Here is a 15,097-nt window from a genome sequence, read left to right as displayed (position 1 = left end):
AAACCGAACGGTTCGGTGCTCTATCCTGGGCCTATGTCCCAGTCCCGCGACTCCGGCCAGACCGCAGCGCCCACCACCGGCGGCGACACCACGCGCGAGCGCATCCTTGCCGCTGCCATGGAGGAGTTCGCCGGCCACGGCATCGCCGGCGCCCGCGTGGACCGCATCGCCAAGCTGGCCAAAACCAGCAAGGAACGCGTCTACGCCTACTTCCGCAGCAAAGACGCGCTTTATGCCGCTGTTGCTGCACGGGAGTATGTCGTCATCGCCGAGGCCACCCAGATGGACCCGTCCGACCTCCCTGGCTACGCGGGCCGGCTGTTCGACTACTTCGTCGCCCGTCCAGACCACCACCGCCTGATCACCTGGGGCCGCCTCGAACTGCAGGGCACCACAGCCGGTGCCGACGATCCCGACCAGGCAGTGATCACCCGCAAAATCGACCAGCTCCGCCAGGTTCAGCAGGCTGGACAACTCGACCCCGCCTGGGATCCGGCCGACGTCCTCGCCCTGGTCAACCAGATCGCCATGACCTGGGCGTCGCAACCCGAACTCAGCAAGGCCGCCGCCGCACACGCCGCGGACCCCACCACCGCCGCCCGCCGTGCCGCAGTGGTGACCGCAGTCGAGCAGCTATTCCCCCGAGCGGTCTGAGTAACACCGGTTTGGGGCAGGGGACCTGCCCGCAACGGGGTACGTGCGCTCGTGACCGGAATCAGGCGCAGCATGCTGAGCCCTCGGGTACCCCTGCTCGCCAGCACCACCACCAACGGAACCTCAGCGGGAGCCGTCCGACACTGTTCAGCGAGCGATCACGCCGTAAGAAGCTGCCTCTTACCACTGCCTCCAGAAGCGGGAGCCCTTCGATGAGAAGTCGGACCTGCTCGTCCAGTCAGCCAGGCTCTTTCCGGACTGGAAGAACCCCTCGGCCCGCCATCTTGGTCCAGTGACGCGCACCAGCTCGGTCAGTGGCACAGGGGTGGGCGAGTAGCAGCGGTAGTCGGCCCGTTCGCCGGTGCCGCGGCTGCGTCGGATCAGCCGCTGACGGTTGCTGGAATCGAGGTTGGCGAGGTCGATGACGGCCCAGTCGTCGAAGCGGTGACCCTTGGCTCCGGTTCCGGCGGAGAGGTTCTGCCAGGCCCGTTTGGGCACGCTCTTTTGCCAGAGTGTCCGCGCGGAACTTCCCCGCGCTGGTGGTGGCTTCGTGCGAGCGGGCCACCGCGAGGACGTAGCCGGTGCCGCGTTCCTCCAGCGCGCTGCGCAGCTTGGGGCGCCGTCGTAGACCTCGTCGCCCGCGACCCACGCGGCCCGGTGGCCGGCGACCAGGAACCGAGCAAGCATGCACACGGCCAGCTCGGGTTTGGCGGCGAAGGCGGTCTCCTCACTGAGTCCGGCGGCGCGGCAGCAGTCGGGGTCGGTGGTCCAGGAACGCGGAACGTAAGATTCCCGGTTCGCCGCGGCGGCGGCCCGCGGCGGCCGGCGAGACCGGATAGACGGCGACCAGGGGGTTCTCGATTCTGCCCGGGGTGCCGGTGTACTGCCGCTGGGCACCGACAGTGTCGGTGCCCTTCTTCACGTCGCCGGTCTCGTCGACAACCAGGACTGCCTCGGCGTCGTGCACATGCTCGGCCACGTAGGCGCGCACGTCGTCGCGGACGTGGTCGGCGTCGCACTTGGCCCGCCCGAGGAGGTGCTGCGTGCCGTCCCGGGTTTGTCCCCGGCCCACTTGGCGATGGTCCAGCAGTTCTGCGCGGCAGGTCGGACAGCAGTCCGAGTACCAACTTCCGGGCCCGGCGCCGGGATTCCACCTGCGTGAACCGTCCCGCCATCCGGCTCATCAGGCCCTCGAACGCTTCCTGCCGGCGGGCAGGGTCTACGCTGTGACCTGCGGCCGCCGCATGATTGTTTGTGTTCACACACCGATGACCAACGGTGGCCGCGCCCGTCTCCACAGCGCGTCAGGGTCGCGCAGCGTCTGCCTGCCGTCCTGTATCTGGAGGACTTGTGCAACGTGGCGAAGTCTGGTGGGTTCAGTTCGACGAGCGGAGGCTGGTCGTACTGCTGTCGGGAGAGGAAACGTCCGGGATCCGGGTGATGCAGGTCGTTTCTCCGGCGGGTGTTGACATCAGCGCTCTGGGCGTCGAAGTGATGGTGGGTGCCGGTGAAGGACTGCCGTTCGAAGGCGTGCTGCGGCTCGCGTTCCCGCGTCCAGGCTTCACTCCGTGCACGTGGCTGACCACTGTGTCCCGGGACGACCTGATAGAGCGCGAGGCCGTCCTGTCCTCAGCGAAGCTCAGCGAGATCGACGACGCCCTCCGACTCGCTGAACAAGGGCAGGAGCAGACCCCGGCGACGACCGCGAAGCTCAGCGAGATGCGGGACACCCTCCGGCTCGGTGAACTCGGGTAGACGAAGAAGGAGCCGACGCCCGTGACGGCGTGGGCGATCTCGGGCGAGATGATCCACGCCGGCCTCGGCGCCCTTCACCATCGAGATCATGATCTACGTGGAGTACTTGCCGTCACTCTTGCTCAGAGGCTTTCTGCTGGCCTTGCTGTGAGTGCCGACCGCGCTGCGCCTCCTGGATGTCCCGCATGCGCTGAGCATCCCGCTCCTCGGAACGTCGCCGGGAGCGTTCCACCACCGGCCCCAGCAGCCGAGCAGGCATGCCCGAACGCCGCACCCACGACTACCTGCGGCCTGGGTCACCAGTTTGCTCGCGGCCTTCACATCGCCGAGGTGCCGGACGCCAAGGGCGGGCAGGAGTTGAGTCAACGGTTGATTAGCCGTGGGCGCGGGGCCTCGCCCGTGGATTCCGCATCGGTGTCGTCGGTGTCGTCGGTGCCGACCGGGCCGCGGGGAAGTATCCAGTCCAGCCACTTTGGCAGCCACCAGTTGGCCCGGCCGAGGAGTGTCATCGTCGCCGGGACCAGCACCATGCGTACGACCGTGGCGTCGATGAAGATCGCGGTGGCCAGGCCGAGCCCGAACATTTTGGTGGAGGGGTCCTCGGCGACGGCGAAGGACAGGAAGACCGCCACCATGATGAGAGCGGCCGAGGTGATGATTCGGGCGGTGCGTGAGACGCCCTCAACAATCGCCGTGCCGTTGTCGCCGGTGCGCAGGTACTCCTCGCGTACGCGGGAGAGGAGGAACACCTCGTAGTCCATCGACAGGCCGAACAGGATGGCGAAGAGGAACATCGGGATGAACGACACGATCGGAACCGTCGCTTCCAGCCCGATGAGTGTGCCTCCCCAACCCCATTGGAAGACCGCGACCATGACGCCGTAGGCCGCGCCGATGCTCAGCAGATTCAGCAGTACCGCTTTGAGCGGTACGAGTATCGAGCGGAACACCAGCATCAGCAGCAGGAACGACATCGCCAGCACGACGGCGACGAACACCGGCAGGCGTTGGCTGGTGCGTTGGCCTACGTCGGACAGGCTCGCGGCGGCGCCGCCGACGTGGGCCCTGGCCGGGCCGTGCGCGATCGCCGTGGGCAGCACGTCGGTGCGCAGCCGGGCGATGGTGTCTGCCGTGGCCTTGTCCTGAGGGCTGGTGGTCGGGAACACCACGAGGGTCGCGATGCCGGTGGCGCGATCGGTGCGCGTCGGTGCGACGGATGCGATGCCCGGATCCGCCGCGACCGCCCCGACGAGTCGGTCCAGCACTTCCGGGTCACCGGTGGGGTCCGCGGCGATGACGAGGGGACCGTTGGTGCCCGGGCCGAAGCCCTCGGCGACGAGGTCGTAGGCCCGGCGCTCGGTACGGTTGTGGGGCAGTGAGCCGTCGTCGGGCAGGCCGACGCGCAGGCCGAGCACGGGCAGCGTCGCGGTCAGCAGCAGCCCTGCCGCGCCGACCGCGTACGGCACCGGGTGCCGGCTGACGTGCCCGATCCAGCGGCGCCACCCGGCGGCGTGAGCGGCGCCTGCCGCCGGGTCCCGCCGCCGTGCGAGTCGCCCCAGCTTCCTGGTCTGCAGAGCCCGGCTGATCCGGCCGGCCCGGGCCAGGCGCGGGCCGGCGGCGCCGAGGAAGGCCGGCAGCAGCGTCACCGACGCGACCACCATGGTCAGGACGACGATCGAGACGGCGAGCCCGCCCACCGTCATGAACGGCACGTTCGCGACCGCCAGGCCGAGGATCGACACGACGACGGTGCCGCCGGCGAAGACCACCGGCCGCCCCGCCGTGGCCACCGCTCGTCCGGCCGCCTCGTGCGGATCGAGCCCGCGCGCGAGGTACTCCCGATGCCTGGCGAGCACGAACAGCGCGTAGTCGATGCCCACGCCGAGCCCGACCATGCTGCCCAGGACCGGTGCGAAGGTGGGGACGTCCGTGACTCCCGCCAGTACCGTCATCGTGGCGACCCCGACGGTCAGCCCGAAGACCGCCATGCCGATCGGCAGCGCGGTGGCGACGAGCGAACCGAACGCCAGGAACAGGATCGCGGCCGCGGCGAGGAGACCGATCAACTCGCTCACGCCGCCGTCGGAGCCGGAGAAGGCGTAGAAGAGGTCCCCGCCCATCTCGATGCGCAGGGGCATCTCGGCGCGCAGCCGGTCGCCGAGATCGACGAGGGCGTCGAGGTCTTCGGCCGACAGCCGGCTCTGGTCGGGGTACTGCACCCGGACGACCGCGATCCGTCCGTCGGCCGAGACGAGGCCGCCGCGCACGGCGGTGTCCCCGCCCGCGTCGAGTGCGCCCGCCGGGTCGCTCGTGGCGAGCACGTGCGGCAGCCGTTTCACCTCGGTCTGCAGCCGCGTGAGAGCGGTGCGCGCGCTGTCGTGGTCGAAGAACGTCGCAGCGCCGTCGAGGGGGGTGACGACCACTTGGGCGGTCATCCCCTCCTGGCCGGTGCCGGCCCGCTCGATCAGTTCCGCGGCCCGCTGGGAGTCCAGTCCCGGAGCGGTCATCGCATCCGCATTCCGCCCGCCGAAGGCGACGGCGGCGAGGACTGCGAGCGTGACGGCGACCAGCCATGCCGCGATCACCCGCCAGGGATGGCGGGCGGCGCTTGCGCCCAGGCGCAACAGGGCTTTCGAGAGCATCGGGTCCTCCAACCACTTCGTCGGCCGTCCTTGTACGGCCGCCGATGCAGAGGCTCGTCGCCACGGCGCTCCGAGGCATCGGCCCGCGGGCCGCGGATCCGTCGGCCCCAAGTCGGAGTGCGGCCCCGTCCTTTCGGCCGATGCGCGGCACGCCGCGGTCCCTAGGCTGAGAACCGTGCTCCGAGACGACCTGCGAACCCTGTGGACCGAACCCCGGCCGCCCGACGCGCCCGCCCGGATGCGGCGGGACTGGGCGCTGCTCGCCGCGGGCCTCGCCGGTGTGGCGCTGGAGGCCACCCTGCGTGAGAACGTCGTGTGGCGGCCGGTGGCGGTGCTGTTCGCCGTATCGCTGTGGCTGCTGCCCCTGTGGCGCCGGACCCGCCCGCTGGCGATGGTGACGCTGGCGTTCGGCTCGGTGATGCTGCTCCAGGTGGCCTGGCTCGTCGCCGAACAGCGCGAGCCCGTCGGCCTGGACACCGGCGCGGTCGTGCTCGTGCTGGTGTACGCGCTGCTCCGGTGGGGATCGGGACGCGAGATCGTGCTGGGCGGCGCGGTGATCGTCGCGGTCGGCGCGCTGTGTGTCGTCACGTACGAGACCCCGGTCGTCGAAAAGGTCGTGGGCTTCGTCTTCCTGCTGCTGCCCGGCGTGGTCGGGGCTGCCGTGCGGTTCCGTGTGACCGCTCGCGAGCGGCAGGTGGAGCAGGTGCGCTCCCGCGAGCGTGAGCAGCTCGCCCGGGAACTGCACGACACGGTGGCCCACCACGTGTCGGCCATGGTGATCATCGCCCAGGCGGGCCGGGTACTCGCGGGCACCGACCCGTCCGCCGCCGTCGAGGCGCTGGAGGAGGTCGAGGAGGAAGGGGCACGCACGCTGGAGGAAATGCGCGCCATGGTCGCCGCGCTGCGCGACCGCGGGGTCGGCCCCGAACTGGCGCCCCCTGCCGGGGTCGCGGATCTGGAGCGCCTGGTGCGTACGCCGGGTGGTCGCCTCAGGGTCGACCTGGGGCTCGACGGCGAACTGGACGCGCTGCCCCCGGCCGTGGACGCGGCCGTCTACCGGATCGTGCAGGAGTCGGTGACCAACGCGATGCGCCATGCGGTCGACGCGACCGAGCTCGTCGTTCGGGTCGCCGCGGAACGGCACACGGTACGGGTGAGCGTGCGCGACAACGGCCGGCGCACCGGCCGGGGTCGCGACGGATACGGACTTACCGGATTGCGCGAGCGCGCGACCCTGCTTGGCGGCACACTACGAGCCGGCCCGGGTACCGACCGGGGGTGGCATGTCGAAGCCGAACTGCCGAGAGCGAGGAGCGAGAGCGGTGTCCATTCGCGTCCTCGTCGCTGACGACCAGGCGATCATCCGCACCGGGTTGCGGATCATGCTGAACGCTCAGCTCGGCATCGAGGTGGTCGGCGAGGCCGCCGACGGGCGGGAAGCGGTACGTCTGGCCCGCGAACTGCGCCCCGACGTCTGCCTGTTCGACATCCGCATGCCCGTACTCGACGGGCTCGAGGCCACCCGGCTGGTCGCCGGCCCGGGCGTCGCAGACCCGCTGGTCGTGGTCGTCATCACCACGTTCGACCTCGACGAGTACGTCTACGGCTCACTGCGTGCGGGCGCCCGCGGATTCCTCCTCAAGGACACGGGACCGGACCTTCTGGCGCAGGCCGTACGGTCGGCGTCCGACGGTGAGGCGCTCATCGCGCCCAGCGTCACCGTCCGTCTGCTCCAGGCATTCGCGGACCTGCCCGCCGGGCGGCCCGTGGCCCAGCCGGTCTCCGCCGTCACCGCCCGCGAGGAGCAGGTGCTCCTCGCCGTCGCTCGCGGGCTGACCAACACCGAGATCGCCGATGCACTGCACATCAGCCTCAGCACGGTGAAGACGCATCTGGCCAGCCTGATGGCCAAACTCGGCGCCCGCAACCGGGTCGAGATCGCGATGTGGGCGTACGAAACGCGCCGTATCCTCCCCGGAACCTGAGCCGGGGGTGCCGGGCCATGTCCCATGAGCCCCACCCGGCCAGCAGTGCACCGGTCGGCTCACGCCGGCTCCACGTGCCTCACCCGCCCCAGAGCGCGACGTACCAGGAGGCCGGAACCGGGATGGTGAGACACCCGATACGGCAAGACCTTCGTCAGCTACCTCGCCAGTCTCCACCTGCACGCCTCGATGAGCTGGGTCAAAGACCTCACCAGGACCACCCGATGATCACGACTCGATACGTGCCCTGGTGCGGTCGTTACGGCGATGCCCGCGGCTGCGCCGGCTCTCAGTACAACCGCTGACGGCGCTCGGCAGCTTCCAGCGAACGGGTCAGGTCGGCATCGGATCTTCGCCTGGAAGGTAGGACAAGCTCAGCCGGTCTGTGTGTCCAGCAGCGTGCCCAGGTCCGCGGTGTTCCTGGCGGACGGGGTTCTGACGGTGACCGGCTCGTTGATCCTGGGAAAGCGACACCCCAGCGCTATGAACTGGTCGAGGCTGTTGGTCTGGCGCTCGCGGCTCGCCTTGTCGGTGGCAGCCTGCTGAGCGGCCTTCAACCCCTCGAAGGTGACCGTTCCCCGGTAGTGCGTGGTGCGGGCGCCGCCGACCGTCTCGGCCCCGATCTTCTCCGCGTTCCTGGAGCCGGTCAGCAGCGTGGACGGGACAATCGGGCTGCCCTCGACCTGACGGGGCAGCAGGCCGTAGGACTGGTTGTCCACGGAGAGGAGCCCCCAGCCCGCCGACCGACGGAACACGCGAAGTGGACATCACGGTCAAGGGTAACGACATCGCACTGCTACGACAGGCAGAGCGACACGGCCCGACGACTACTCAACGCGATGCGCACCGAACTCGAGCACGAGCAGCAGCTCATTAAGATTCGCGAGACATCTCGACCTCAACGGCATCGCCCTCGACAGTACGGCCGAGCGCATGTTTCAGGAAGGGGTATCTGTGGTCTCTGAAACCCTCAAAGCACTCACCAATCCAGTGATCGCGCCAATTCTGTGCGATGGATACCCCCCATCGCACAGGTGCTGAGCTGCATCAACCTGAGAACCACGCCACAGCCTCATGACGCTCCGGATGGCTCACTGGATGAAGGCCACGGCTGTGATCGCCAGGGACAGTGCTGCGAATCCCACCGGCCACTTCATCCACGACAGTCTCCTGGCTTCGAGGAAGGCGGCGGCCAGCACCTCCGCCACGACGGCGAGGGCAGTGGCGGCCGCCAGATACAGTGCGCGGCTCCCGGCAGCGTCCGCGAGCTTCTTGTACCGGCTCTGCTCCCCAACCATGGCGGGCCAGTCCTCGGGCTTTACGCCAATGGCGGTGACCGTGCCCCGGGTCACGCCGTCGGCGACGCGGGGCGCGCGTCCCATGAACTCGGCCATCTGACGCAGCCGCCCGGATAGGCGAAGCTCGGCTGTCGCCACGGACCGTTCGTGCCGAGTGGCTGCGGAGTCTTCGAGATAGAGGGCCGCGGCCTCGCGGGCGAGAGCCTCGATTTCAGCGAGGTTGGCCGAACCGACCATTTGGTTGAGGAAGGCCGCCCTCTGGCCACTCACCACGATGCTGGCGGTAAGCCGGACCGCATGCCGCGCCGCTTCCGCCTGGGACCGCTGTTCGCTCACCGTGGCCACCAGCTGCCCGAGCGGAAGCAGGAACAGCAGAGCGGCGATGAGCAGATGGATCTGAATGGCGCGTCGGCGGTCGGGTGGCGCGGTGGCGGGCTGCGGGATGGGGTCGACGCCCCTGAGAATGGGCCGGGCAGGAGGGACGGGGGGCGGGTGACGCCAAGGTGCGGGCCTGAGAATGCTGGCGGCCACGATTGCCGCGAGAACCGCAGCGCCAGCTGCCGCGGTCGTGCCGCGCCCCCAGTCGGCCCACCTGTCGCCCTGTTGCACGGTGGCGTCGGGTTTGAGGTGGTAGAGGGCCGGTTGACGCTCCTGCTGATCGGCAAGGCGGCGAGGAAGATCGTACCCCTGTTTGCCCGTCAGGTACTGGTTGCTGCCGATGATGCTCTCGGGGTGTGCGGAACTGCGCAGGATGAACTCCTGCTGTTCGGCCTGGTAATGCTCGGACGCGGCGAGGCGGCCCTGGCTCTTGAGTCCCTTGAGGGCTTTGGCGCGCGCCGAAGCAGCCGCCACGCTGAAAGGCAACTGGCCTTCGTCGGCGTAGACATGTTGTACGTCCCTCTGCAGGGCTGTCTGCAGCGTGATCTCCTGGGCGATCGCGTCCTGATAGGCGTCGCCGGCGTTCTTGAACTGCCAAGTGGCCAGGAGCGTCGCCAGGACGACAGCGCTGATTAGCCCGATCTGAACGCGTGTGCGGAGGCTGAACCGCGGGCGAGGTGGGGGCGGGGGATCGGGAGGCGCTGGGGGATCCGGAGGTGAAGGAGGTACCGGGGGACCCGGCACAGGGCTCGTCATGCCGACACCTGTCTGAAGACGAACTGAAGGCCGTCGGGGTCAGTGAGTGTCAGGGTCCGGTCCCCGGCCTGCCAGTTGAAACTCTGTACCGTCCGGGGCCCGGGCCGGTTCTCGTAATCTTCCTGAGGATTCTCCGGGTTCTTCCTGGTGACCGTGTCGGTGGTGGGCCTCAGCGTGATCCGGTCCCCTTCGACCTGCACGGTGCCCTGGACGATCTGGGTGAGCTCGTAGAGCCTTCCTGGTCCCATGCAGTACGAGAGCAGACCGGCGTACTTGTACGTGCCGTCCGTGGCGAACCGGTATGCGAGCGTGGTGTTGGAATTCTGCCGTGCGCTCTCCCAAACCCCGACAAGAGGATCGGGGACAGGATTCTCCTTCGCGGCCAGTATTGCTGAGGAGTAATAGGCGGCGGGTGACGTCTTGTTGGGCGGCTGCGGGGCGGACGAGCAGGGAACTGATGCTGTTGGAGAGGAAGTGACGGTGGTTTGTGTCTTGTTGGGGGGTTGTGGCTTTGGGGCCGGCGAGCAGGAAGTCGTAAACGTGAGCAGCATCAAGGCCGAGAGCACGAGCAAACTCGCTGCCGGTGCCCGCGGCCGCACGGGAGATCCCCGGGACATCTCAGCCTGCTTTCGCGTGAAGACCGGTTGTGGAAGGAATTCGGGGCGAGTCAGGAACAACTTCCGCGCACATAGCTGAACCCGTCGATGAAGAGCAGGTCTCCCAGTACCGCGTCCACGGTTGTCGACCAGGGATAGGCGATCAGTTGACGGCCGTCGGCGTAGAGCGTCATCTGCCCGGCGTCGAATAGTGCATGGCCGGTGACGCCTCCGCGCTGCGCGTTGTGCCTGGAGAAGCGCCCGTCGCTGGAGAAGACATAGGTCCAGTGCCCCTCGCGTGCTGCGTCGCTGCCACCGCACCACTCTCCCACCACCTGCGGGGGAGCCGATGGCCATGCCTTCGTCTCCTTCGTCTCCGTCTCCGTCTCCGGTGGCCCGGTCGCCGGGGAGTCCGTCCCTACGGGATCGGTCTCCTCTACAGGGCTGGTCTCCACCGATCGAGAGGAGAGAGGGATGCCATACCTGTCTGGGGTGCCCGAATCGGACGTCTGCGGACTGCCGCAACCGACTGCCGCAGATAGGAAGAAGAAGCCGGATAGGCCACTGAATAGAAGACGTCTGAACGACACCTCTTGCCCCCCAATGCCCCTGCAGTCGCACGCGCGGACGGGTACGCGGTGCACATGTCGAGGGTTCTATGGCGGAGATAATACCGCGGCAGCAAAATCAACTAACATATTCTTCTGATGTATTCCTGACGTGACATAATTTGGCATCTTTGATCGCAATGCGATGGAATTTGATAGAAGGAGTTCCGTAATCCGTCGTGAGGTGGTGGGCGGTCTCGCCTACGTGTTTCTGACAGGTCGCCAGGAACCGGTGGTCGGATCCGCGCCCGACACCGCGGAGCTGGTCCTGTATGCCACCTCTGTCACGGCGGCTGTTCGACTGTGCGCTTCGCGGGCCCGGACCACGGCGCCGCATGCGGCGAGCAGGGGTGTGGCGATCAACAGGGCGATGAGGGCGGTTCGGCGGAAGCGTACGAGCCCTGTGGTCACGGTTCGGCGTCTGCTCCGGAACACTCCCGTCGCGCCGAGGGGTGAGCGCCGCGACCGTGAGGATGATGCCTTCGGTGCGAATCACGAAGCCGGTTGATCTGACGGGTGCGGTCATGGACGAGGTCGAGGCGGCGCCCGGTGAGGATACGCAGGTCGACGGCGTTTTCGTCGCCGGGCCGCAGCAGTCCGAGGTCCTGGCACATGCGGGCCTGGTCGGCGATGACGTGGGCGTCCTTGGCATCGGTCTTGCCCTGCCCGCGGTAGCAGGCCGGGGCCCGGTGGACCGCCAGACCGGTGAGGTAGACCATCGGCTGTCCGGCGTCGAGCAGAAGCCCGATGAGCAGGGCGGCGCTGCCGTGGTTCGTGTCCACCGCCCACAGGACCTCTCCCTGTCCGGCGAGGGCGAGTACTTCTTGGATGAGTTCCAGCAGCTCGGGCTCGTTGTTGCTGACACGGCGCGACAGCAGCTGTTCACCCCGGGCGTCGAGTGCCACGCAGTGGTGATGCTCCTTGCCGATGTCGACCCCGGCCCAGATCTTTAACATGATCGCCTCCGCCAGCTGTTCAGTTCTGCGGTCCCGCGGACGGCCGCGCCGACGTTGCCCTACACAGCGATCAAGTTGCGTATCCCAATGAGCGGGTTCGACCGTCGCGGACTCCGGCGGCCAAGTCTCTTCAGCCATCGAGCGGCGACAAGTTCACTCCCATACCGGAGTCCTCGGGCTCACCGATCCTACGAACGGCCGGCGTGAGCCCGTGCTAGAAACGTAGGACAAGCTCAGTACACGGTGAGGCCGAAGTTCGAAAGGACTTCCGCGACGGGCTGGTGGTAGGAGACCCCGCCGGAGGTGCAGTTGCCGCTGACTCCGACCAGAAAGCCGACGGCCAGGGTGCCTGAGTACGCCGGGGCCCCCGTGTCACCGGCCTCCGAACACGTGGTGGACCGGATCAGGCCATGGACGGCGCCCTCGGAGTAGTTGACCGTGGCATTGACCGCGGTCACCCTCCCGCAGTGGACCCCGCTGGTCCGACCGACGTGGCAGAGCGACTGCCCGACCGCCGGGTTCGCCACCCCGGTGATGTCCTGGTAGACGCCCCCTCCCAGCGCAATGTCACCGGGCAGGTTCAGCGTGTTCGAGGTGTAACGGACCACCCCGTAGTCGTCGATGGGGAAAGCGGCGCCGGCGGTGACCCCGACCTGCACGGTGCGGGCGGCGTCGGCGTACCAGGTGGTGGTGTGGGTGCCGGAGCAGTGGCCGACCATCACGCCGTAGAAGACGCCGTTGCCCCTCGCGTTGAAGCCGACGACGCACTGTGCGCCGGTGGCCGCGTAGAGCATGGTGCCGCCCCGGATCGTCGTCAGTTGCAGGGCGGTGGCGGACGGAACGGTGCCGAAGAGCAGGGTGACCACGGCCATCACGGCTGTGGTCAGCATCGCCAAGCAGGTGTGCAGACGTCTCACGGCCCCTCCCGGGGTCATCGGTGGTCCGGTACCGGACAGTTCCTTCATGGTGGAGGTGCGACGGGCGCGGCGACAGGCGTACTCCGGCCGTCCCCCGGTCGGCGCTACGGCTTGATGGTGGTCGCCGGCCTGTCCGCCGTTCCGGCTTCCGCCGCGCCGGTCCCGGCCGCGTACGCGGCCAAGCCGTTCCCCCAGGAGGTGCGGCTGCCGAACGGGTTCTCGCCCGAGAACCTTGCTATCGACCAGAAGAAAGGGCTGGCCTACACCGGGTCGCTGGTCGACGGCTCGATCGAGCGCATCGACTTGAAGAGCGGGATGATCAAGCCGCTCGCTCCCTCGCCCGGCCCGCACAAAGATGGCCTCCGACATGGAGATCGACCGCTTCGGCCGACTGTGGGTGACCGGCGGTGGCGGCAGCGTCGTCCCCGGCGTCATCACCAGTTTCCGGGTGTACGACACGAAGTCGGGCGCGCTGCTGGCCGACGTCACCGTCCCCGACGCCGCTTACCTCAACGACGTGACGGTGACCCGGGCCGCGGCTTGGCTGACCGACAGTTTCCGCCCGTCCCTCGTCCGGGTGCCGATCGGAGACGACGGAAAGATCGGTGTGCCGGAAAAGACGCTGTCTTTGCGGAATCGCTGGCGAGGTTGCAGCGCGAGCAACGGCCCGAGGCGGCCGATGATCCGTTCCGCTGCGGACTTCGAGATGATGAACAGCGGAGCAATCTGGCGCATCGTCAAGTTTGTGCACCAGTACGCCGTGACAAGGAGAATGCGATCCTCAAGTGGGAGCCCTCAGGGCCGCCCACGCTGAGGCTCGGCAGCGGTCTCGCGCCGCACGGCGGTCACCAGCTTGCCGAAGCAGCGCGGGCTCAGCCCGGTGAAGGGGCCTATCCAGGACGGCACCGACGCCGTGATCACTGCAGTCACACCAAGATCGTTCCATCTGAAGCTGACCGGGATGTGCACGGATCAAATACGGAGCCCGAGGTGCCGGTCCAGCTGACTGCGCAGACGCGCAGAAGCCCCACACAGAGTCCCGAGTTCTCTCACTTCCGCCGTCTGAAGTTCTGTCCGTCCTGCCAGCGCGAGCACAGCGGCATAGGGTCGTTCGCCTTCGGCGAGCTTCGCCGCCACGGCGTCACGGACGGCTCGCAGCACTGCGTGGTCGGCGCTCGGATGCTCCGCCAGCAGGCGAAGGAGCCTGTTGTCGTTCCATGCACTGTCATGGGCCGTGCTCAGTTCCAGCAGCGTGCCGGGCGCGGTTGAGGGATTGGCGGCCAGCGCCTGCCAGACGAAGGGGTATGGACAACGCGCGAGTCGATGCAGGACGGCGGTGTCGTTCTCAGCGTGCGCCAGTTCGAGGTAGTCGGCAGGGGTGTGCACGGCCATGGCCCCTCAGGATCGTCGGGACAATCATCCTGCCATCAGGGCTCGGTCGCCCATGTGCGGGGCTCTGACCGCAACCGACCGAAGATCGCTTACGGGACAACCCTTACGAGCTCGTGCACGACAAGCGGTGAGACGACGTCGGGCCCGCGATGGTTGATCATGGTCGGGTGGCGGGGAACAAGATTCGTGCAGTGATCATCAGCAACCGTCGCATCACGGGCCTGACGGGCGATGTGATCGCTGAACTCGTAGCCGAGATAGGTCCGTTGTGGCATGAGCGTCACCAGGCCAAGCTGGCCTCCCGGCTGCGGAGGCGGGCCGTGGGCGGCGGGCCGAAACACCGCCTGGTGTTCGTCGACCGCTTGCTGGCCACCCTCGTCCATCTTCGGCACGGCGCCACCCACGACGTACTGGCCTGCTGGTTCGGCGTTGACCGCTCGACCATCACACGAGCTGTCAACGAGGTGCGGCCTCTGCTCGCCGAGCGAGGCTGCACCGTCAGCCCCGACGTGCGGCTGCGAACCCTGGCCGAGGTCGTCGACCACCTCGGCTCGAGCGGGACGACCGGCATCATCGACGGCACCGAGATCCGCGTCCGGCGACCCGCCGCAGGGCGCAAGGACCGGGACAAGTTCATCTCTGGCAAGAACAAGCAGAACGCCGTCAAATCCATGGTGGTCACGGACGGCGTTGGCCGCGTGCTGTGGTGCAGCCCCGCTCGTCCCGCGAGCTGCGCGGACATCACCCACGCCCGCCAGTTGGGGCTGGTCACGCTCCTGGCCGACGCGCCCGCGCTCGAGATCCTCGCCGACGCCGGCTACCAGGGCCTGGGCGCGCAGACCGGCGGCCGGGTGGTGACGCCCCCGCACCGTAAGTTCAAGAAGAACGCCCCGGACTGGTACGAGGAGATGTACGAGCGCCAGCGCAAGGCACACTCCTCGCGCCGTATCCGGGTCGAGCACGGCATCGCCCACCTGAAGAACTGGCGGGCCCTGGCCCGCCACCTCGGCCGCCGCGAGCACATGAGCGACAACGTCCAGGCCATCGCCGGCCTGCTGTCCCACCAGCAGACCGCGGACCTGCACTCGACACGGCAGACGTGAGCACGGGCCCCACCGAGGCTCTCGACGTCACACCGCTTGTCGTGCACGAGCTCGTTA

12 protein-coding genes and 3 pseudogenes are annotated in these 15,097 nt (G+C 68.3%); 5 read left to right on the top strand and 10 right to left on the bottom strand.

What is annotated here, in order from left to right:
• The first annotated feature begins 33 nt into the window (after nucleotides 1-33).
• A complete protein-coding gene (locus KUF83_RS28955) occupies nucleotides 34-654 on the top strand; it encodes a TetR family transcriptional regulator (RefSeq protein ID WP_217457927.1) in 621 nt (206 codons plus the stop codon).
• Nucleotides 655-894: 240 nt separating this feature from the next.
• Here the strand turns inward: KUF83_RS28955 and KUF83_RS28950 are convergent.
• Nucleotides 895-1,838: pseudogene (locus KUF83_RS28950) on the bottom strand (IS701 family transposase); the annotation flags it as partial.
• Nucleotides 1,839-2,004: 166 nt separating this feature from the next.
• Between KUF83_RS28950 and KUF83_RS28945 the strand changes: the two are divergent.
• A complete protein-coding gene (locus KUF83_RS28945) occupies nucleotides 2,005-2,409 on the top strand; it encodes a type II toxin-antitoxin system PemK/MazF family toxin (RefSeq protein ID WP_217457926.1) in 405 nt (134 codons plus the stop codon).
• Nucleotides 2,410-2,771: 362 nt separating this feature from the next.
• Here the strand turns inward: KUF83_RS28945 and KUF83_RS28940 are convergent, their stop codons facing one another.
• Entirely contained in the window at nucleotides 2,772-5,051 is a 2,280-nt protein-coding gene (locus KUF83_RS28940) for an MMPL family transporter (protein WP_217457925.1), read from the bottom strand.
• A gap of 175 nt (nucleotides 5,052-5,226) precedes the next feature.
• Here KUF83_RS28940 and KUF83_RS28935 point away from each other — a divergent pair, with 175 nt between their 5' ends.
• Complete coding sequence (locus KUF83_RS28935) at nucleotides 5,227-6,399, top strand: histidine kinase (protein ID WP_217457924.1); 1,173 nt, start codon at nucleotides 5,227-5,229, stop codon at nucleotides 6,397-6,399.
• On the top strand, nucleotides 6,374-7,036 hold the full coding sequence (locus KUF83_RS28930) for a response regulator transcription factor (RefSeq protein WP_217457923.1): 663 nt from the start codon (nucleotides 6,374-6,376) through the stop codon (nucleotides 7,034-7,036). The genes KUF83_RS28935 and KUF83_RS28930 overlap by 26 nt, the downstream gene beginning before the upstream one ends.
• A 374-nt stretch (nucleotides 7,037-7,410) precedes the next feature.
• Here the strand turns inward: KUF83_RS28930 and KUF83_RS28925 are convergent, their stop codons facing one another.
• The 8 genes and pseudogenes from KUF83_RS28925 to KUF83_RS28890 all read right to left on the bottom strand — a co-directional run bounded on the left by KUF83_RS28925 (nucleotide 7,411) and on the right by KUF83_RS28890 (nucleotide 13,937).
• Nucleotides 7,411-7,791: a hypothetical protein gene (locus KUF83_RS28925; RefSeq protein WP_217457922.1), complete on the bottom strand. Its 381-nt coding sequence runs from the start codon at nucleotides 7,789-7,791 to the stop codon at nucleotides 7,411-7,413.
• Between the two features lie 336 nt (nucleotides 7,792-8,127).
• Nucleotides 8,128-9,468, bottom strand: a complete 1,341-nt coding sequence (locus tag KUF83_RS28920) for a hypothetical protein (RefSeq protein ID WP_217457921.1) — start codon at nucleotides 9,466-9,468, stop codon at nucleotides 8,128-8,130.
• The gene (locus KUF83_RS28915) at nucleotides 9,465-10,034 is read right to left on the bottom strand and encodes a hypothetical protein (protein ID WP_217457920.1); all 570 of its coding nucleotides are present in this window, start codon (nucleotides 10,032-10,034) and stop codon (nucleotides 9,465-9,467) included. The genes KUF83_RS28920 and KUF83_RS28915 overlap by 4 nt, the downstream gene beginning before the upstream one ends.
• Nucleotides 10,035-10,135: 101 nt before the next feature.
• Nucleotides 10,136-10,519 carry a hypothetical protein gene (locus KUF83_RS28910; protein WP_217457919.1) on the bottom strand — a complete coding sequence of 128 codons (384 nt, stop codon included), beginning with the start codon at nucleotides 10,517-10,519 and terminating at the stop codon, nucleotides 10,136-10,138.
• A gap of 647 nt (nucleotides 10,520-11,166) precedes the next feature.
• Nucleotides 11,167-11,628 (bottom strand): annotated as a pseudogene (locus tag KUF83_RS28905) (IS110 family transposase); the annotation flags it as partial.
• A 233-nt stretch (nucleotides 11,629-11,861) separates the two neighbouring features.
• Complete coding sequence (locus KUF83_RS28900) at nucleotides 11,862-12,545, bottom strand: S1 family peptidase (RefSeq protein ID WP_217457918.1); 684 nt, start codon at nucleotides 12,543-12,545, stop codon at nucleotides 11,862-11,864.
• Between the two features lie 618 nt (nucleotides 12,546-13,163).
• Nucleotides 13,164-13,475, bottom strand: a pseudogene (locus tag KUF83_RS28895) (transposase family protein); the annotation flags it as partial.
• 42 nt (nucleotides 13,476-13,517) lie between these two features.
• The gene (locus KUF83_RS28890) at nucleotides 13,518-13,937 is read right to left on the bottom strand and encodes a hypothetical protein (RefSeq protein ID WP_254644545.1); all 420 of its coding nucleotides are present in this window, start codon (nucleotides 13,935-13,937) and stop codon (nucleotides 13,518-13,520) included.
• A 191-nt stretch (nucleotides 13,938-14,128) separates the two neighbouring features.
• On the opposite strand from KUF83_RS28890, the gene KUF83_RS28885 reads away from it, so the two are divergent.
• Complete coding sequence (locus KUF83_RS28885; RefSeq protein WP_217456010.1) at nucleotides 14,129-15,040, top strand: transposase family protein; 912 nt, start codon at nucleotides 14,129-14,131, stop codon at nucleotides 15,038-15,040.
• The last annotated feature ends 57 nt before the right edge of the window (nucleotides 15,041-15,097 follow it).

The organism is Streptomyces sp. BV286 (genome assembly GCF_019090165.1).
GTDB lineage: Bacteria > Actinomycetota > Actinomycetes > Streptomycetales > Streptomycetaceae > Streptomyces.
The sequence above is the reverse complement of the archived record's forward strand: the minus strand, read 5'-3'. Positions and strand labels throughout refer to the sequence as shown.

Bases quoted from the DNA above. Each gene is read 5' to 3' on its own strand.
- KUF83_RS28920 (WP_217457921.1), bottom strand. From the start codon at position 9,468: ATGACGAGCCCTGTGCCGGGTCCCCCGGTACCTCCTTCACCTCCGGAT.
- KUF83_RS28940 (WP_217457925.1), bottom strand. From the start codon at position 5,051: ATGCTCTCGAAAGCCCTGTTGCGCCTGGGCGCAAGCGCCGCCCGCCAT.
- KUF83_RS28955 (WP_217457927.1), top strand. From the start codon at position 34: ATGTCCCAGTCCCGCGACTCCGGCCAGACCGCAGCGCCCACCACCGGC.
- KUF83_RS28890 (WP_254644545.1), bottom strand. From the start codon at position 13,937: ATGGCCGTGCACACCCCTGCCGACTACCTCGAACTGGCGCACGCTGAG.